This window comes from Streptomyces sp. NPDC008079 (genome assembly GCF_042957385.1).
Taxonomy (GTDB): Bacteria; Actinomycetota; Actinomycetes; order Streptomycetales; family Streptomycetaceae; genus Actinacidiphila.
Map to the genome: position 1 here is coordinate 108,846 of NZ_JBIBIC010000013.1, position 16,583 is coordinate 125,428.

General features: G+C 73.0%; 15 protein-coding genes. 4 read left to right on the forward strand and 11 right to left on the reverse strand.

Annotated elements, in window-relative coordinates:
* Positions 1–136 precede the first annotated feature (136 nt).
* Positions 137–1,444: an ROK family protein gene (locus ACFZAM_RS25150; RefSeq protein ID WP_391049477.1), complete on the forward strand. Its 1,308-nt coding sequence runs from the start codon at positions 137–139 to the stop codon at positions 1,442–1,444.
* A gap of 93 nt (positions 1,445–1,537) precedes the next feature.
* Positions 1,538–2,362, forward strand: a complete 825-nt coding sequence (locus tag ACFZAM_RS25155; RefSeq protein WP_391049479.1) for an AIM24 family protein — start codon at positions 1,538–1,540, stop codon at positions 2,360–2,362.
* Between the two features lie 50 nt (positions 2,363–2,412).
* Here ACFZAM_RS25155 and aroA read toward each other — a convergent pair whose 3' ends face one another.
* The 3 genes from aroA to ACFZAM_RS25170 all read right to left on the reverse strand — a co-directional run bounded on the left by aroA (position 2,413) and on the right by ACFZAM_RS25170 (position 5,626).
* Positions 2,413–3,648 (reverse strand): 3-phosphoshikimate 1-carboxyvinyltransferase, encoded by a 1,236-nt coding sequence (gene aroA, locus ACFZAM_RS25160; protein ID WP_391049480.1) that lies wholly within the window; start codon positions 3,646–3,648, stop codon positions 2,413–2,415.
* A 98-nt stretch (positions 3,649–3,746) separates the two neighbouring features.
* A complete protein-coding gene (locus ACFZAM_RS25165; protein WP_391049482.1) occupies positions 3,747–4,946 on the reverse strand; it encodes a cytochrome P450 in 1,200 nt (399 codons plus the stop codon).
* Between the two features lie 56 nt (positions 4,947–5,002).
* Positions 5,003–5,626, reverse strand: a complete 624-nt coding sequence (locus ACFZAM_RS25170) for a bifunctional 4-hydroxy-2-oxoglutarate aldolase/2-dehydro-3-deoxy-phosphogluconate aldolase (RefSeq protein WP_355339016.1) — start codon at positions 5,624–5,626, stop codon at positions 5,003–5,005.
* A gap of 407 nt (positions 5,627–6,033) precedes the next feature.
* Here ACFZAM_RS25170 and ACFZAM_RS25175 point away from each other — a divergent pair, with 407 nt between their 5' ends.
* Positions 6,034–6,384: a hypothetical protein gene (locus ACFZAM_RS25175; RefSeq protein ID WP_355339019.1), complete on the forward strand. Its 351-nt coding sequence runs from the start codon at positions 6,034–6,036 to the stop codon at positions 6,382–6,384.
* Here the strand turns inward: ACFZAM_RS25175 and ACFZAM_RS25180 are convergent.
* The 4 genes from ACFZAM_RS25180 to ACFZAM_RS25195 all read right to left on the reverse strand — a co-directional run bounded on the left by ACFZAM_RS25180 (position 6,356) and on the right by ACFZAM_RS25195 (position 10,526).
* Positions 6,356–7,192, reverse strand: a complete 837-nt coding sequence (locus tag ACFZAM_RS25180; protein ID WP_391049484.1) for an arylamine N-acetyltransferase — start codon at positions 7,190–7,192, stop codon at positions 6,356–6,358. The genes ACFZAM_RS25175 and ACFZAM_RS25180 overlap by 29 nt on opposite strands.
* Positions 7,193–7,239: 47 nt before the next feature.
* Positions 7,240–8,139, reverse strand: a complete 900-nt coding sequence (locus ACFZAM_RS25185) for an aminoglycoside phosphotransferase family protein (RefSeq protein WP_391049486.1) — start codon at positions 8,137–8,139, stop codon at positions 7,240–7,242.
* A 112-nt stretch (positions 8,140–8,251) separates the two neighbouring features.
* Positions 8,252–9,799 (reverse strand): lysyl oxidase family protein, encoded by a 1,548-nt coding sequence (locus ACFZAM_RS25190; RefSeq protein ID WP_391049488.1) that lies wholly within the window; start codon positions 9,797–9,799, stop codon positions 8,252–8,254.
* Positions 9,800–9,980: 181 nt separating this feature from the next.
* Positions 9,981–10,526 carry a CchlQ gene (locus ACFZAM_RS25195; protein ID WP_188285437.1) on the reverse strand — a complete coding sequence of 182 codons (546 nt, stop codon included), beginning with the start codon at positions 10,524–10,526 and terminating at the stop codon, positions 9,981–9,983.
* Between the two features lie 188 nt (positions 10,527–10,714).
* Between ACFZAM_RS25195 and ACFZAM_RS25200 the strand changes: the two genes are divergently transcribed.
* Positions 10,715–11,848: a Rieske 2Fe-2S domain-containing protein gene (locus tag ACFZAM_RS25200; RefSeq protein ID WP_391049490.1), complete on the forward strand. Its 1,134-nt coding sequence runs from the start codon at positions 10,715–10,717 to the stop codon at positions 11,846–11,848.
* On the opposite strand, the gene iolD is transcribed toward ACFZAM_RS25200, so the two are convergent.
* The 4 genes from iolD to ACFZAM_RS25220 are packed head-to-tail and all read right to left on the reverse strand — an operon-like array spanning position 11,845 to position 16,530.
* Complete coding sequence (iolD, locus tag ACFZAM_RS25205) at positions 11,845–13,710, reverse strand: 3D-(3,5/4)-trihydroxycyclohexane-1,2-dione acylhydrolase (decyclizing) (RefSeq protein WP_391049492.1); 1,866 nt, start codon at positions 13,708–13,710, stop codon at positions 11,845–11,847. The two genes, ACFZAM_RS25200 and iolD, sit on opposite strands and share 4 nt — an antisense overlap.
* Entirely contained in the window at positions 13,707–14,603 is an 897-nt protein-coding gene (gene iolB / locus ACFZAM_RS25210; RefSeq protein ID WP_391049494.1) for a 5-deoxy-glucuronate isomerase, read from the reverse strand. Before iolB ends, iolD begins: the two co-directional genes overlap by 4 nt.
* Positions 14,600–15,685 carry a 5-dehydro-2-deoxygluconokinase gene (iolC, locus tag ACFZAM_RS25215; RefSeq protein ID WP_391049496.1) on the reverse strand — a complete coding sequence of 362 codons (1,086 nt, stop codon included), beginning with the start codon at positions 15,683–15,685 and terminating at the stop codon, positions 14,600–14,602. Before iolC ends, iolB begins: the two co-directional genes overlap by 4 nt.
* Positions 15,682–16,530, reverse strand: coding sequence for a TIM barrel protein (locus ACFZAM_RS25220; RefSeq protein WP_391049498.1), 849 nt, complete (start codon positions 16,528–16,530; stop codon positions 15,682–15,684). The genes iolC and ACFZAM_RS25220 overlap by 4 nt, the downstream gene beginning before the upstream one ends.
* Between the last annotated feature and the right edge of the window lie 53 nt (positions 16,531–16,583).

Here is a 16,583-nt window from a genome sequence, read left to right on the forward strand (position 1 = left end):
TCAGAGGTGGGTTCGCTTCAGGAAGTGAACAGCGCCTGTGCCTTAATTCAGGCCGTGATTTAACTTGTGAGAAAAGGTGGCGTCAAGACCCTGTGCAGCGATAGATTCACGCCGGACGAGACGGGAGGGCGACAAAGTGGCTGAACGCGGCAAGCGAACAGTGCGTGACCTGCGGCGGGGCAACCGTGCATCGCTTCTGCGTCATTTGTATTTCGAGGGACCCCTCAGCCGCCAGGAGTTGGGCCGGGACACCGGCCTCAGCGCCGGGTCGATCAGCAACGTCGTCGGCGAGCTGATCGCCGACGGCATGGTCGAGGAGGCGGGTGCCGTCGAGTCCGACGGCGGCCGGCCGCGCATCCTGCTCCAGGTCTCCGCCGGATACGGATACGTGGTCGGCGTGGACGTCGGCGAGACCCGCGTCAGGGTCGAGCTGTTCGACCTCGCGCTGACCGAACGGGCCGCGGCCGACCTGCCGTTGTCCGACAGCGGCCACGACGTCGACCACGTCGTACGGCTCGCGCTCGAAGGCATCGAGTCCGTGGTCCGCGAGGCCGGGATCGACGACAGCGAGGTGCTCGGCGTCGGCATCGGCGTCCCCGGCATCGTCGAGCAGGGCGACAACGCGCCCGGCGAGGGCGACGGCGTCGTCGTGCACGGCCAGACCATCGGCTGGGAAGCCGTCCCCTTCGGCCGCCTGCTGCGCGCCGGGACCGCCCTTCCGCTCTACATCGACAACGGTGCCAAGACCCTCGGCCAGGCCGAGATGTGGTTCGGCGGCGGACGCGGCTCCGGCAACGTCGTCATCGCCCTCATCGGCTCCGGCGTCGGCGCGGCCGTGGTCGCCGACGGCACCCCGTACCGCGGCGCGAGCAGCAGCGCGGGGGAGTGGGGCCACACCACGCTGCGGGTCGGCGGGCGCACCTGCCGCTGCGGCTCACGCGGCTGCCTGGAGGCGTACGTCGGCGCCGAGGCACTGCTCGGCCGCTGGCCGTCGGCGCCCACGGGGGTCAGCGAGGAGACCGGCCTGGCCGCGCTCATCGCCGCCGCCGACCACGACCCCGAGGCCGGGGGACTGCTCGCCGAGGCCGCCGAATACCTCGGCGCCGGGATCGCCGACCTGATCAACCTCTTCAACCCGCAGCGCATCGTCATCGGCGGCTGGGCGGGACTGCTGCTCGGCCCCCGGCTGCTGCCCACCGTCCGCGAGGTCGCCGCCGCGTACTCCCTGCACCACCCCTGCGCGCAGACCTCCATCGAACTGGGCAGGCTCGGCGCCGACGCGGTCACCGTGGGCGCCGCGACACTGCCGCTGGCCCGTTTCCTCGACGCGGGCGGCGAGCGGACCGTACGGCTGCCCGCGCAGCCCGCAGGGCCCGACGGCGGCGGCCCGGCACTCGGCGGTCCGGGTCCGGCGCGGAACCGGATCGCGCGGGCGATACGTTGACGGTGAGGCTGGTGGTGTGCCGCGCCGGGGCTACGCTCGGGCCGGCGGCCACCCGCCCGCCGCACCTTGGCCCGTCGTCCTAGGAGTACCGCTGTGACCCTCCAGCAGCAGATCGTCGGCAACGCCATGCAGATGGCCGTCTGCACCCTCAGCCCGGGCCAGACGGTGTACTGCGAGGCGGGGAAGTTCCTGTTCAAGACGGCCAACGTCTCGATGGAGACGCGGCTGGGCGGCCCCGGCTCGGGCGGTTCAGGCGCAGGTTCCGGGTCCGGCTCCGGCGGCTCCGGTGTGGGCGGCATGCTCCGGCAGGCCATGGGCACCGCCATGCAGGTCGGCCAGCGCGCCCTGGCCGGGGAGTCGCTGGCCTTCCAGTACTTCACCGCCTCGGGCGGCGAGGGCACCGTCGGCTTCGCCGGTGTGCTCCCCGGCGAGATGCGCGCCCTCGAACTGACCGGCTCACGCGCCTGGTTCGCCGAGAAGGACGCCTTCGTCGCCGCCGAGTCCACCGTCCAGTTCGGCATCGCCTTCGCGGGCGGGCGCCAGGGCATGAGCGGCGGCGAGGGCTTCGTCCTGGAGAAGTTCACCGGCACCGGCACCGTGATCATCGCGGGCGCGGGCAACTTCATCGACCTCAACCCCGCCGAGTTCGGCGGCCGGATCGAGGTCGACACCGGCTGCATCGTCGCCTTCGAGGAGGGCATCCAGTACGGCGTCCAGCGCATCGGCGGCCTCAACCGCCAGGGCGTCATGAACGCCGTCTTCGGCGGCGAGGGCCTGTCCCTGGCCACCCTCGAAGGCAACGGCCGGGTCATCCTCCAGTCCATGACGATCGAAGGACTCGCCAACGCCCTCAAGAAGTCCCAGGGCGGCGACAAGCAGGGGCCCACCGGAGGTCTGTTCTCCACGCACGCGGGCTGACCCCGGCCGCCGCCGTTCCGGCCGGGGCGGGGTCCGGCACGGACTGCCGGTCACACGCCCCAGTCGGCGCGCACCGAGGCGAAGAAGGAGTGGAAGTCGGGGAAGGTCTTCTTGACGCAGCCCGGCTCGTCGAAGGTGGTGCCCGGCGTGCGCAGCCCGGCGACCGCGAAGCTCATCGCGATGCGGTGGTCCCCGTGGCAGGCGATCTCGACCGGAGCGGGGGTCCCCGGCGCGATCTCGATCCAGTCGCGTCCCGTGGCGACTGTGATGCCCTGGCGCCGCAGATTCTCCGCGCACGCCTCCAGCCGGTCGCACTCCTTGACGCGGGTGTTGTAGACGTCCTCGATACGGACCGGCCCGTCGGCGAAGGGCGCGATGGCCGCGAGCGTCGGCATCGTGTCGGAGATGTCCCGCATGTTGACGGTGAGACCGCTCAGGCGGCCCGTGCCGGTGACGGTGGTGGCGTCCGGGCCGATTTCGACGTCGGCGCCCATCGACCGCAGGACGTCCACGAAGCGCAGGTCGCCCTGGAGGGCGTCCGCGCCGAGCCCCGGCACGGTCGCGGTGCGGCCGGACAGCGCGGCGGCGGCGAAGAAGTAGCTGGCCGTGGAGGCGTCGGGCTCGATCGGGTAGTCGACGGCGCGGTAGCCGCCCGGCGGCACCACGAAGGTCGCGCCCTCGCGCGCCACCTCGACGCCGAAGCGCCGCATCATCGCCAGCGTGATCTCCACATAGGGCGCGGAGACCAGGTCCGTGACGTGGATCCGCAGCCCCTCGGCCATCAGCGGCCCCGCGAGCAGCAGCGCCGTCAGGAACTGCGACGACAGCCCCGCGTCCAGGTCGATCGCCCCGCCCTTGAGACCGTCGGCGACCACCGTCAGCGGCAGATGCCCCTCGGCCTCCTCGTGCGTCAGGTCCACGCCCAGCGAGCGCAGCGCCGTCGTGAGCGGCGCGACCGGGCGGCGGCGCATCTGCGCGGACGCGTCGAAGCGGTACGTGCCGTGGCCCGCGGCGGCCAGCGCGGGCAGGAAGCGGGCGGCGGTGGCGGCGTCACGGCAGTACACGTCGGCCTCCGGCACGGCGGGCCCCGACGGGCGGCCGGTGATCCGCCACGCCTGCGGATCGCGCTCGACGCGGTACCCGAGCCGGGTCAGGCCCTCCGCGAACCCGTCGGTGTCGTCCGACAGCAGCGGCCGGCGCAGCACAGTGGTGCCCTCGGCGGCGGCGGCGAGAAAGAGCGCCCGGGCGGTCACCGACTTGGAACCGGGGACGGCGACGACTGACACGGGGTGCCTCCTGGCAGGTAAGGGGCGCGCGCGTACGGCTCGGCCGCCGCCGTGATTCTAGAGCCTGCCCCCGCACGGGCCCTGGCCGGGGAGAGCGGTCAGAAGGTCACCGGGAGGCGGTGCACACCGCGGATGAGGAGGCCGGGGCGCCAGGTCAGGGCGGCCGGGTCGGCGGCGAGCGCCAGGCCGGGGCAGCGGTCCAGCAGGGTCCTGACGGCGATCCGGCCTTCGAGCCGGGCCAGCGGCGCGCCGAGGCAGTAGTGGATGCCGTGGCCGAAGGCGAGGTGCCCCTGCGGGGAGCGGCGGATGTCGAACGTGTCGGGCGCCGGATAGCGGCCGGGGTCGCGGTCGGCGGACGCGAGGGCGATCAGGACGGAGTCGCCCGAGGGCACGCGTACGCCGCCGATCTCCAGGGTCTCGCGGGCGAACCGCCAGGTCGTGGTCTCCACCGGACCGTCGTAGCGCAGCATCTCCTCGACGGCGCCGTCGAGCAGTCCGGGGTCGGCGCGCAGGGCGGCGAGCTGGTCGGGGTGCCGGAGCAGGGCGAGGACGCCGTTGGCGATGAGGTTGACGGTCGTCTCGTGCCCGGCGACCAGCAGCAGGAAGGCCATGCCCACCAGTTCGTCGGACGAGAGCCGGTCGCCGTCCTCGTACCGCGTACGGATCAGCGCGCTCAGCAGGTCGTCGCGCGGCGCGGTGCACCGCTTGTCCTCGATCAGCTCGACCAGGTACTCCGACATGGCCTGGACCGCGTCGGCCTCGGCCTCGGGGCCGGTGGGGCCGACGATCTCGTTGGACCAGCCGCGGAACGCCTCGCGGTCCAGGTCGGGCACGCCGAGCAGTTCGCAGATGACGGTCATCGGCAGCGGGAAGGCGAGGGCGTCGACGAGGTCGGCGCTCCCGCCGGGCAGCATCGCCTCGACGAGGTCGTCGGTGATCGCCTGGACGCGCGGGCGCAGCGCCTCGACGCGGCGCGGGGTGAACTCCCGTGACACCAGCTTGCGCAGGCGGGTGTGCCGGGGCGGGTCGGCGTCCAGCATGTGGCTGGCGAAGCCGCCCGAGACGTCGCCGTCGGGCAGCAGCGACTGCCAGTTCTTGCTCAGCCGGCTGTCGGCGAGCGCGGCGCGCGCCTCGTCGTGCCCGACGACCAGCCACATCGCGCCGGTGTCCGCCGTCCGGACGTGGTGGACGGGACCGCGCTCGCGCAGCCGCGCGTAGACGGGGTACGGGTCGGCGGTGAAGTCCTCGCCGTACGCGCGGGCGTAGACATGCAGATCCACCGTCTCCGGTGTGCTCACAGCTCCCCCTCGGGTCCGCGTCCCCCACGGACCAGCCTAACCAGGGGGCACGGCGTTCAGACGGTGTCCGCCAGCCGTTCCAGGAGCTCGGTCAGCCGTTTCGTCACGGTCTCGCGGTCGCCCGACGTCAGCGCCGAGCCCATGCCGACCGCGACGGCGCCCGACGCCACCCACGAGGGCGCGTCGGCCACGGTGATGCCGCCGCAGGGCAGCAGGGCCGCCTGCGGCATGATCGCCAGCACGTCGGTGACCCACGCGGGGGTGAACGAGGTGGCCGGATAGAGCGTCAGCGCGTCCGCGCCCAGCTCCATCGCCCGCACCACCTCGCCGGGCGTGGCGACCCCGGGGAACACCGGTACGCCGTACCGGTGGCCGGTCTTCAGCACGTCCTCGTCCAGGCTCGGCGACAGCAGGAACCGCGCGCCCGCGTCAATCGCCATCCGCGCCGACACCGCGTCCAGTACGGTCCCCGCGCCGATCACCGCGTCGTCCCCGACCTCGCGCACCAGCGTCGTCACCGCCTCCAGCGCGAAGGGCGTCGTCAGCGAGATCTCCAGCGTCGTCAGCCCCGCGGACAGCAGCGTGTCCGCGGTCGCCGCCGCCTGGTCGTAACTCTCGCTACGGATCGTGGCGAACACCCGCTGCGCCAGTGCTGCTCGCGTGGTTTCCCAGCGGTACACGGCGTATCGCCGTCCTTCCTGAGGCTGCGGGCTGCTGCGCGGGCGCACCGAAGCGCGCGGGCGCGAACGGACCGTGCGCCGGTGGGGCGGTGCACGCGATCAGCACGGTACCGGCAGCCGCCTCGCCTTTCGTCGGGGGTGGGGGCAGCTGTCACCGCAACGTGACATGAGAGGAGCATGAGACCTGCGGTAAGCCTGCCCCCTGTTCCGCCCCGCACCCATCCTTCAGGGCGGGGCGCTGGCGGGTTCGTTGCCGTGGGCGGTGAGCTGATCTTTTCAGGGGCGCGGGGAACGCACCTTCCTGTGTCCCAGATGGCGGCGGCTCGCCGGGGGGAACGGTTTTGCGGGGAGAGGACGGCGTCAGCCGTAGCTTCGGGGGCGGAGAAGCCGACCTTGGGAGGGGCCGCATGCGCACGCGTACCGCCGCCGTCGCCGTGACGACGGGCCTGCTCGCGGCAGCGACGTGTCTGCCGGACGGAAGCGCCGCAGCCGCGACCGGCAGATTCTCGTACACGTTCATGACGCGGCAGGGGCCGCTGACCAGTGTGTTGACCGACCCGCCGAGCGGGCAGTGCCTCGTGCTGCCGGAGGTGATCGGGCCGAGGGCGTACGGGGCGGCGTACGCGCCGTGGAACGAGACGGGGGAGACGGTGCGGGTCTATACGGGGGCGGACTGCACCGGCGGGTACGCGACGCTGGGCCCGCACAGCCGGCGCGCCCCGGAGCAGGTCACGCTGCGGGCGGTGTGGGTGGGGTGACGGCGGGCTCGCGGGGGAGGTCGAGCGAGAAGTGGGTGCGGTAGGCGGCGAGCACGGCCTCGGCGTCGGGGAGTTCGCGCTCCTCGCGCGTGCCGGAGGCGGTGAGGACGAGGGTGCGCCCGCTGAGCGTGGCGCGCCCCTCGGGGGTGAGGCGGGAGCAGATGAGGGACGTGCGGAAGTGCGAGACGGGCGAGGTGCGCTGCCACCAGCAGGTGGCCTCGAAGTCCGCCAGCAGCCGGGGCCGCCGCTCCAGCAGATACTGCGGCTCACCGTCGCGCACGACGACAAGATCCCCCGCGTCCGAGTGGGCGTCGGCGTCGGCATCGGCGTCAGCGTCGGCATCGGCGTCCGCGATCCGGAACACCCCTCCCGGATCGCCCTGTTCACCCCGCTCGGCGTAGCGCAGCGGAAAGTGACTGTGGCGGCCGAAGCCGACATCGGCCAGCCACGTCTCGCCGTCCGCCGTCCGTACCCGCAGCGCGAGATGGTCGTACGGCGGCCCGAGGCGGCCGTCCTTCCCGTACACCCGTGCGGCCAGCAGCTCCACCCCGTAGCCGAGCGAGCGCAGCAGCGCGCCGAAGGCGCCGTTCAACTCGTAGCAGAATCCGCCCCGTCGGTCCGTGACGACCTTCTCGAAGAGCGCGGGCTCGGTGAGCACGATGTCCTGGCCGAGGTGGATCGACAGGTTCTCGAAGGGGACGGCGAGCTGGTGCCGCAGGTGCAGTTCGCGCAGCCCCGCCGCGTCGGGGACGGCGGGCCGTTCGGCCCCGATGCGCTGGAGGTAGGCGTCGGCCTGCGAGGAGTCCATGCGCTCCTTTATACGTCCGCGCGCCCCGGCATCGGTGATCCCGGCCCTCAGACGAGCAGGTCCGCCAGGACATCCGTGGCCCGCACCACCCAGTCCGGATCACCATGCCGCCGCCCCCACACGGCGGCCGTCACCGCGCGGTACTGCGCCCAGCGGCGGGCCCGTTCGCGGTCGATCCCGGCCGCGTCGGCGAAGACCGCGACGCGGCGCAGCAGGGCCGCCTTGAGGTCGGGCGCGGCCAGCAGGTCCTCGTAGCGGCCGCGCAGCAGCGTGGCCGTGTCGTACGCCGGGTCGCCGACGTACCCCTTGGGGTCGATGGCCAGCCACGGCTCGCGTGCGGAGGCCAGCACATTGGTGAAGTGCAGGTCGCCGTGGACGAGGGTGTCCGGCTGGTCGGGGCCCAGCTCCGCGAGGGTGGCGAGCGCGGCGTCGACGGTACGGGCGGGCAGCGGCTGCGCCAACTCGGCGCGGTCCGCGCGCAGTTCGGTCGCCCAGGGCTCCGCCTGGTCGCGCAGCCTGGGCAGTTGGGCGGGCGCGGGCACGGCCAGCCGCCGCGCCAGGGCGCCCGCGAGGGCCACCGCCTCGTCCACGTCGGGGACTTCGGCGAGCGAGCGCGGCTCGGCCCGCTCCAGCAGCATCGCGAACCGCGCGTCGTCGCGCGCGTACAGCCGGACGGCGCCGCGCCCGCGCCACACGGCGAAGGCGTCCGGCTCGTGGACGTTCCCGGGGTGGGGGAAGGAGACCTTGAGGACGGCGGACCGGCCCTCGCCGTCGCGTACGGGCAGCACCACGCCGACCTGCCCGTGGACGACGGCCGCCTCCGGTACGCAGTCCCAGCGCTGGAGCAGTTCGTCGACGAGCGTCGGCAGCCCGGCGATCCACTCGCGGCCCCGGTCCGCCTCCCGCGCCACCGTGCCGCGCGCGAAGTCCTCGGGAATCTCGATCATCACGTCACCCTAGCCCGCGGCCCGCGCGCGAAGGACGCGAAGGACGCGAAAGAAGGGGCCCGGCCGCGAGGAGGGGAGGCGGCCGGACCCCGGATGGTCAACGCGCGCTGGATCAGGGCGCGTTGACCAGCTCGTACGCGGGCACCTTGACCGTGCGGTGCCCCGGCGTGCCGCCGAGGATCACCTTGCGCACCGCCACGTTGTTGCCGTAACTGCTCTCCTTGAGCCGGTGGTCGGGGTTGGCGATCACCTGGATGTAGTACGTGCCGTTCGCCAGCTTGCTGATGTCGAAGGACTGGCCGGGGCGGTACTGCGAGTACGTGTCGCCGTTGCCGACGTCCAGCACCTCGCGCACCGACAGCGCGCTGTGCTCACCGCAGGCGGTCGCCAGATCGGTGTTGTTCGGGTGCCAGTTGGCGTTCTTCACCGTGTAGTCGATGGCGTCGGTGTTGGCCAGGCAGAAGGCTTCCTTGCCGCTGCGGACGATCAGCTTCTTGTCGGAGCTCAGCAGCCGGTAGCTGGCGAAGTCCGAGAAGTGCCAGTGCTGGTGGCCGACGCGCGGGTCCCACTCCATGGTGCCGGTGGGCGTGTAGCCGACCTGCTTGCCCTTGGCGTCGTAGAAGTACTGGTAGGCGTCCATCTTCTCCTTGCCGGGAGTCCGGAAGCCGTCCACGACCAGCGGCGCCGGGCCCGCGTCCCACACGGTGGCGCTGAAGGCCAGGTAGTCGGTGCCGGTGGCCGGGGTGTCGCCCTCACCGCCGTCGCTGCCGTCGGTGATCGCGATGCCGTACGCGGGCAGCGCCCGCAGGTCCGGCTTCGGCACGTTGGACGGCACGCCCGCCGCGCCCGTCGGCCGGTGCGCGGCGGCCCTGAGCGTGCCCGGCGCGGAGCCCGCGCGCGGCTGTCCGCCCGGCAGCGCGGCCGACAGCCGCGACCGCGCCGCGCCCGACCCGTCCTGCACGGTCCGCACGGTCACCTTCACCGTCGGCTGGTCGTTCGGAATCCCGAACACGTCCCGGTACTTCTTCGCCACGGAGATCTTCGCGGTGTACGTGCCGGCCTTCAGGTCGACCCCGCCGTCCGGGCCGATGCCCTGCGAGGCCGCCGCGGCCCAGCCCTTCTGGACGCCCCACACCGAGCCGAGCGTGAACGGGTTGTCGGAGCAGCCGTCCGGGTACGGCGAGGTGGCCGGGGCGTCCGGACGGATGCGGCCCGACGCGGAGTTCGGGCAGAAGGTGTCGCTGGTGCTCGCGACCTTCACGCCCTTGCTGTCGGTGATGGTCACCTGGAGGAAGCCCGGCAGCCCGGCGAAGTCCTTGACCAGCCCGGCGGGCAGCTTCTTCGTGACCGTCTTCGAGCCGCCGCGCGTCACCTGCGCGACGACCACCGGGTCCTTGTACGACTTACGGGTCACGCGGAGTTCGAACGGCGCCTTGTCGGCGGTGAGGTACGCGCCGAGGTCCAGGTAGACGCCGGTGTCGCCGTCGTAGCGGTCAGCGGTGACCGAGGTGGAGGCGGCCACCAGCTTCAGCTTGGGGGTCACGGGCGTCGCCGCTCCGGCGCCGGGTGCGGCGCCGACGCCGCCCGCGACCACGGCGAAAGCCGCCGCGGCCACGAGAGCCGAGCGCCTGAGACGTCGGCTGCCTTGGGTATGCGTCATCGAATTCCTCGCGTCCAGGTGCGGTTGGGTCTACCTGCGAACAGGGACGCGAGCGCGCACAGGTTGCCGCGCGGGCGAAAGAACGCCAATTTCTGTCCTGATAATGCCTTTACGGCATGTCGGGTGTACGCGGGCCGCGCCGTGTGCCCGTTCCGGAATCAGCTCGCGCCGAGCGGGGTCATCAGCTCGCGCCGAGCGCGGCCCGGCAGATCGGGCACCGGTCCTTGCCGTCCCACTCGGACCAGCCGAAAGCCTCCGGTGAAAGGGAAAGACCTTCCAACTCCCTGCGCACGGCCACCCGGTAGGTCCACACCGCGCCGAGATAGGGGTGATAGACGTCGTGGAAGGCGACGGACGTCGAAGCGGCCCCCGCCGCGACCGCCCGCTGAACGGCGCGCAAGTGCTCGAACATCGCCTGGCCCGCGCCCGCGACGGCGGTGGAGGCGTCGATGAAGAGCCGCTCGCGCGCCTCGTAGATCCCGGCGTCGTCGAGCGCGGCGCGCGACGCGGCGTCCACGTCCGGCTCCGCGCCCGGGTTCTGGGCGATCCGGCGCAGGCCCGCGTGGCAGACCCCGGTGGCGCTGATGAAGTCGATGTAGACCGCCCGGCGCCGCGCGTCGGTGCCCCGGCCGTCCTCGTGGCGGCGGCGCAAATGGTCGGCGAGCACGGTGCCGGAAATGGCGATGCCACCGCCGCTGAGCGTCGCGACGAGCGTTCCCCAGTCCACATCTGCCCCCAGTGATGTTCCGCGCCGCCGGTCCCCGTGCCGGGCCCGGCGGAATTCCGCCGCCGGTCCCGGAGATGATCACGACATCGGCACCGGAAATCTACGTGTGGACGCGGACTTGACCAAGTCATGACGATTTGGTGAGGCCGCCACGCGAACGTACTGACCGGTACGTTCGTATTTCTGGTATGACGCTCCCGCAGACGAAGCCCCCATTGCGCAAATACCGCGACGTGGCACCGGAGGAGGACGTCCCCACCACCCGCACGACCGGACTCGACCCGGACTTCTGGTATCCGCTCGCCCGGTCCCGCGACCTCAAGAGCGGCAAGACGCTGGCCGTGAAGTACGCCGGGACGGAGATCGTCCTGGTCCGGCCGGAGAAGGGCGCGCCGTACGCCCTGGAGGACCGCTGCGCCCACCGCCAGGTCCCGCTGAGCATGGGCGTGGTGAAGGACGAGCGGCTGCTCTGCGGCTACCACTGCTGGACATACGACCGCACGGGCGCGTGCGTGAACATCCCCTATCTGGACCGGAAGCGGAAACTGCCCAACGGCGTGCGCAGTTACGCGTGCCGCGAGGCGTACGGATTCGTCTTCGTCTTCCCCGGCGATCAGGAACTGGCCGAGGTCACGCCGATGCCGGAACTGCCCTCGTACGCCGACCGCCGGTACAAGACGCGCGTGCTCGACCGGGACATCGCCTGCCACTACTCGTTCATGCACGAGAACCTGATGGACATGAACCACCAGTTCCTGCACCGCAGTCTGATGGGCCGGATCCGGGCCAAGCTGCTGGACGTCCGCGAGGGCGAGGACTGGCTGGAGGCCGACTACTCCTTCTCGCGCACCGAGGGCAAGCAGTCCCTCGGCGAGCGCCTGATCATCGGCAGCGGCAACGACGACAAGTACGCGGACCTGATGACGATCCGCACCGGCTACCCGTACCAGACGCTGCGGTACTGGACCGACGGCAAGCGCGAGGAGCCCCCGGCCCTCGACCTGTGGAACGCCTACATGCCCACCGACCAGGCCCAGCACCACAATCACACCTACGGTCTGATCATGATCCAAAAGCCCCCGGTCCCCGGCGTGATCCACCTGCTGTGGCCGGTCATCACGCTCTTCACCGAGGGCATCTTCGGCCAGGACCGCGTCATCGTCGAGGCGGAACAGCGCGCCTACGAGAGCCAGGGCGCCGACCTCAACAACGAGGTCTTCCCGATCATCCAGTCCCTCAAGTCGCTGCTCGCCCGCAAGGGCGTGCCGATCCCGCCCGCCGCATGCGGCGGCCCGGCCCAGGGCCCCTCGGACAGGCCCTAAAGACGGGGCCGGGTCCCGGGCGCCGGGCGCGCCCGGTCGTACGCCTCGCGGGCGGCCCGCGTGGCCGGGCGGTCCGACACCTCGGCGACCGGGACGTCCCACCACGCCTCGGCGCCGGGTCCGGGCCGCGCGGGGTCGGTCTCGACGTACACGGCCGTCGCCCGGGGCGACTCGCGGGCGGCGGCCAGCGCGGCGCGCAACTCCTTGGCCGTACGGGCGGTGAAGACCTCGAGGCCGAGGCTGGCGGCGTTGGCCGCGAGGTCCACCGGCAGCGGCTCGCCCGCGAAGGACCCGTCAGGGGCGCGGAACCGGTAGGCGGTGCCGAAGCGTTCGGCGCCGACCTGCTCGGACAGGCCCCCGATGGAGGCGTATCCGTGGTTCTGGACGATCACCACATTGATCGGAACGCCCTCCTGGACGGCGGTCACGACCTCCGTCGGCAGCATCAAGTACGTGCCGTCGCCCACGAGCGCGAACACCTCGCGGTCGGGCGCCGCCAGCTTCACGCCGATCGCGGCCGGGATCTCGTACCCCATGCAGGAGAAGCCGTACTCGACGTGATACTGCCCCACGTCCCGCGCCCGCCACAGTTTGTGCAGGTCACCCGGGAGGGAACCGGCCGCGTTGACCACTACGTCCCGGTCGTGCAGCACCGCGTCCAGCGCCCCGACGACCTCGCTCTGCGACGGCGGTCCCTCGCCGCCGCCGTCACCGAAGGCAGCGTCCGTACGGGCGCGCCAGTCGGCCAGCGCCCGGCGCGCTTCGGAGGTCCGCCCCGGTGCCTGATGGCCCGTCAACTCGGCGGCCAGGGCGGCGATTCCGGCCCGAGCGTCGCCGACGAGCGCCAGTCCGGCCATCTTGTGGCCGTCGAAAGAGGCGATGTTGAGACTGACGAAGCGCGCGTCGGGCGCGAAGAGCGCACCGGACGCCGTGGTGAAGTCCGTCCACCGGGTGCCGACGCCGAGCACCACGTCGGCCTCCCGCGCCGCCGCGTCGGCGGGCGCCGTACCGGTGTGCCCGATGCCGCCGAGCGCCTGCGGATGGTCCCACCGCAGCGCGCCCTTGCCTCCTTGCGTCTCGGCCACCGGAATGCCGGTCGCCGCCGCCAACTCGGCCAGCGCGGACGCCGCTTCGGAGATCCGCACCCCGCCGCCCGCGACGATCAGCGGCCGACGCGCGCCGCGCAGCAGGGCGGCGGCCTCGGCCACCGCGTCCGCGTCCGGCACGGGCCGCCGCACCTGCCAGACCCGCTCGCGGAACAGCTCGTCCGGCCAGTCGTACGCCTCCGCCTGCACGTCCTGCGGCAGCGCCAGCGTCACCGCGCCCGTGTCGACGGGGTCGGTCAGCACCCGCATCGCCTGGAGCAGCGAGGCGGGCAGCATCTCGGGCCGCCAGATCCGGTCGAACCAGCGCGACACCGGCCGCAGCGCGTCATTGACGGTGATGTCGTACGCCCAGGGCACTTCGAGCTGCTGGAGCACCGGGTCGGCGGGGCGGGTCGCGAAGACGTCACCGGGGAGCAGCAGCACCGGCACCCGGTTGATCGTCGCGAGCGCCGCGCCCGTGACGAGATTGGTCGCGCCGGGACCGATCGACGTCGTGCACGCCATCGCCGAGAGCCCGTGCCGGGTCCGGGCGTAGCCGACGGCCGCGTGCACCATCGCCTGCTCGTTGCGCCCCTGGTGGTACGGCATCGCCTCGGGCCCGGCCGCCAGCAGCGCCTGGCCGACGCCCGCGACATTGCCGTGCCCGAAGATGCCCCACATCCCGGCCACCGACCGGTGGCGCACGCCGTCCCGCTCGGTGAACTGGACGGACAGGAACCGGACGAGGGCCTGTGCGACGGTGAGTCTGACGCTCATACGGTGCCGCCCTCCTGCTTCGTGACCGGCGCCTCGTACAACGGCAGCCGGGGGTCGGGGAGTTGGTCCGCCCATGACGCGCGGACCCACGCGTGTGCCGGGTCGTCGCTGATCAGCCAGGCCCGTTCGGCGCCCGGGCCCGCCATCACGTTCAGGTAGTACATGTCGTAGCCGGGGACCGCCATGCTCGGGCCGTGCCAGCCGTCGGGGATCAACACCGCGTCGCCGGTGCGGACTTCGGCGAGGACGTCGGTGGCACCTGCGGGGGAGGGGTAGACGCGCTGGTAGCCCAGCGCGGCCGGGCCGCCGCCGAACTCGTAGTAGTAGATCTCTTCGAGGACCGACTCGTGCGGGCCCGCCTCGTCGTGCTTGTGCGGCGGGAACGACGACCAGTTGCCGCCCGGTGTCAGCACCTCCACCGCGATCAGCCGGTCGCAGGCGAAGACGCCGGCCGCCGCGAAGTTGTTGACCTGGCGGCTCGCGCCGCCCGCCCCGCGCAGCTCCACCGGCACCGCGGAGGCCGGGCCGTACCGCGCGGGCAGCCGCCGCTCGCAGCGCGCCCCCGCCAGCGCCAGGCGGCTGCCGCCGGGGCTGACGACGGTGACCTCCGCGTCGCGCGGCACATACGCGAAGTCGCTGACGCCGCTGAACACGCTGACCCGGCCGCGCAGTTCGAAGGCGGCCTCGGTGCCGTCGGCCTGCGTCACCGTCACCGCGCAGCCGCCCGCCAGCGGCAGCACGATCCACTCGCTGTCCCCGGCCGCGAAGCGGCGCAGGGCGCCCGGCGCCAGGGTCAGGGTCCGCAGGGACGAGTACGACCAGCCCGCGACGGCCGGATCCACCCACAGGTCGAAGCCGTCCTTTTCCGCGGTGCCCGCGGCCAGATGGGTCACTGGGGCTCAACTCCTTCGGCGGGCGCGGCGGGCGCGGCGGGCGCGGTGGGCGCGGTGGGCGTGCCGGGCGCGGTGGGTGGCGCGAGCACGGGGGGTGGCGCGGGCTCGCGCAGCAGCTCGTCGATCTCCCGGCGGGTCGGCATCGCGTCGGCGCACGCCAGGCGGGAGGCGACCAGGGCACCGGCCGCGTTGGCCGCCCGGAGCACATCGGGCAGCGGCTCCCCGGACAGCAGGCCCGCGCACAGGGCTCCGCCGAAGGCGTCACCGGCCCCGAGGCCGTTGACGGCCTTCACCGGGACCGGCGGCACCGAGTGCTGCTCGCGGGCGGTTCTGCCCAGCACTCCGGCCGGGCCCTGCTTGACGACCGCCGTCCGCACGCCGCGCCGCAGCAGCAGCCCGGCCGCCGTCTCCGGGTCGCGGCTGCCGACCGCGATCTCCGTCTCGTCCAGATTGCCGACGGCCACCGTCGCGTACGCCAGCGCGCGGGCGTACAGCGCGGGGGCCTGCGCCGGGTCCTCCCAGAAGCCGGGGCGCCAGTCCAGGTCGAACCACACCTCGCCGCCCTCGCGGGCGTCAAGCGCCGCGAAGACGGTCGAGCGCGTCGGTTCCACCGCGAGGGCCGAGCCGGTGATCCACAGGGCCCGCGCCGTCCTGACCGCCGCGCGGTCCAGCGTGTCCGGTTCGAGGCACTGGTCGGGCGCGACCGGGCGCCGGTAGAAGTAGATCGGGAAGTCGTCGGGCGGGAACAACTCGCAGAACACGACGGGGGTTTGCACCCCGGGCACGGTCGTGACCAGCTTGTCGTCCACGCCGAAGCCTTTGAGCGCCGTGCGGACGTACGTGCCGAACGGGTCGTCACCCACGCCCGTCAGCACGGCCGTTCGCAGCCCGAGGCGGGCCGCTGCCACCGCCACGTTTCCGGCCGTCCCGCCGAGCGATTTCGCGAACGTCCGCACCTCCGCGAGCCCCACCCCGCTCTGCTCGGGATAAAGGTCCACCCCCACCCGCCCCAACGTCACCACGTCATACGCCCCGCCCTCAGTGAGCGGGGAGATGTGCCTCTTGTCGGTAGGGGAGGTCATTGGTGGGTGAGCCAGTGGAGGGAGGCGCGGATGGCGGGGAGGGGGCCTTGGCCGGGGGGTGGGGGGGCGGTCAGGACGGTGTCCTGCTCCATGACGTACCAGCCGGGGTAGCCGGCGGATTCGAGGTGGGTGATGAGGGCGCTGAGGTCGAGGCCGCCCTCGCCGAGGGGGCGGTAGAGGCCCTGCTGGACGGCGGAGGTATAGGTGGTGCGGCCGTCCCGGACGGCGTCGGCGGCGGCGGGGTCGACGTCCTTGAGGTGGACGTGCGTGACGCGGGAGGCGGCCCGGCGCGCGAGGGCCACCGGGTCGGTGCCGCCGATGAGGAGGTGCCCGGTGTCGAGGCAGAGCCCGATCCGGCTGCCGTCGAGGACGCGGTCGACCTCGGCGGGCCCTTCGACGACGGTGCCGACATGGGGGTGGAGGGCGGCGGTGACGCCGAGCGAGGCGGCGAGGTCGGTGACGGCGTCGAGCCGGTCCAGCAGGGTGCGCCAGCCGTCGGCCGACACGGCGGGACGTTCGTCGTAGCCGTCGAGCCCGGTGGCCGCGGCCAGGACGAGCGTGCGGGCGCCCGCGGCGGTGAAACGGTCGAGGTCGGCCCGGATGTCCGGCAGCGGATCGTGGCCGGGATCGTGCAGCACGGCGGGCACGAAGCCGCCGACCGCGGTGACGCCGTGGGCGGCCAGCAGCGGCCCCGGCAGAAAGCCGTCGGGCCCGAACTCACTGGCGGTGATGCCCAGCTCCGTCATCTCCGCCAGCACCCGCTCGGGCGTCAACTGGTGCCCCCAGCCGGGCACTTCGCACACACCCCAGGAAATCGGCGCCCCCGCGATCCGCTCCCGCTTCATGCCGTCACCACCTCCGGTGTCCCGTGGACCCGCCCCGCGGGCGCCGCCGTCCT

Coding starts and splice junctions, on each gene's coding strand:
- ACFZAM_RS25175 (WP_355339019.1), top strand. CDS start 6,034: ATGCGCACGCGTACCGCCGCCGTCGCCGTGACGACGGGCCTGCTCGCG.
- ACFZAM_RS25180 (WP_391049484.1), bottom strand. CDS start 7,192: ATGGACTCCTCGCAGGCCGACGCCTACCTCCAGCGCATCGGGGCCGAA.
- ACFZAM_RS25185 (WP_391049486.1), bottom strand. CDS start 8,139: ATGATCGAGATTCCCGAGGACTTCGCGCGCGGCACGGTGGCGCGGGAG.
- ACFZAM_RS25190 (WP_391049488.1), bottom strand. CDS start 9,799: ATGACGCATACCCAAGGCAGCCGACGTCTCAGGCGCTCGGCTCTCGTG.
- ACFZAM_RS25200 (WP_391049490.1), top strand. CDS start 10,715: ATGACGCTCCCGCAGACGAAGCCCCCATTGCGCAAATACCGCGACGTG.
- iolD (WP_391049492.1), bottom strand. CDS start 13,710: ATGAGCGTCAGACTCACCGTCGCACAGGCCCTCGTCCGGTTCCTGTCC.
- iolC (WP_391049496.1), bottom strand. CDS start 15,685: ATGACCTCCCCTACCGACAAGAGGCACATCTCCCCGCTCACTGAGGGC.
- ACFZAM_RS25220 (WP_391049498.1), bottom strand. CDS start 16,530: ATGAAGCGGGAGCGGATCGCGGGGGCGCCGATTTCCTGGGGTGTGTGC.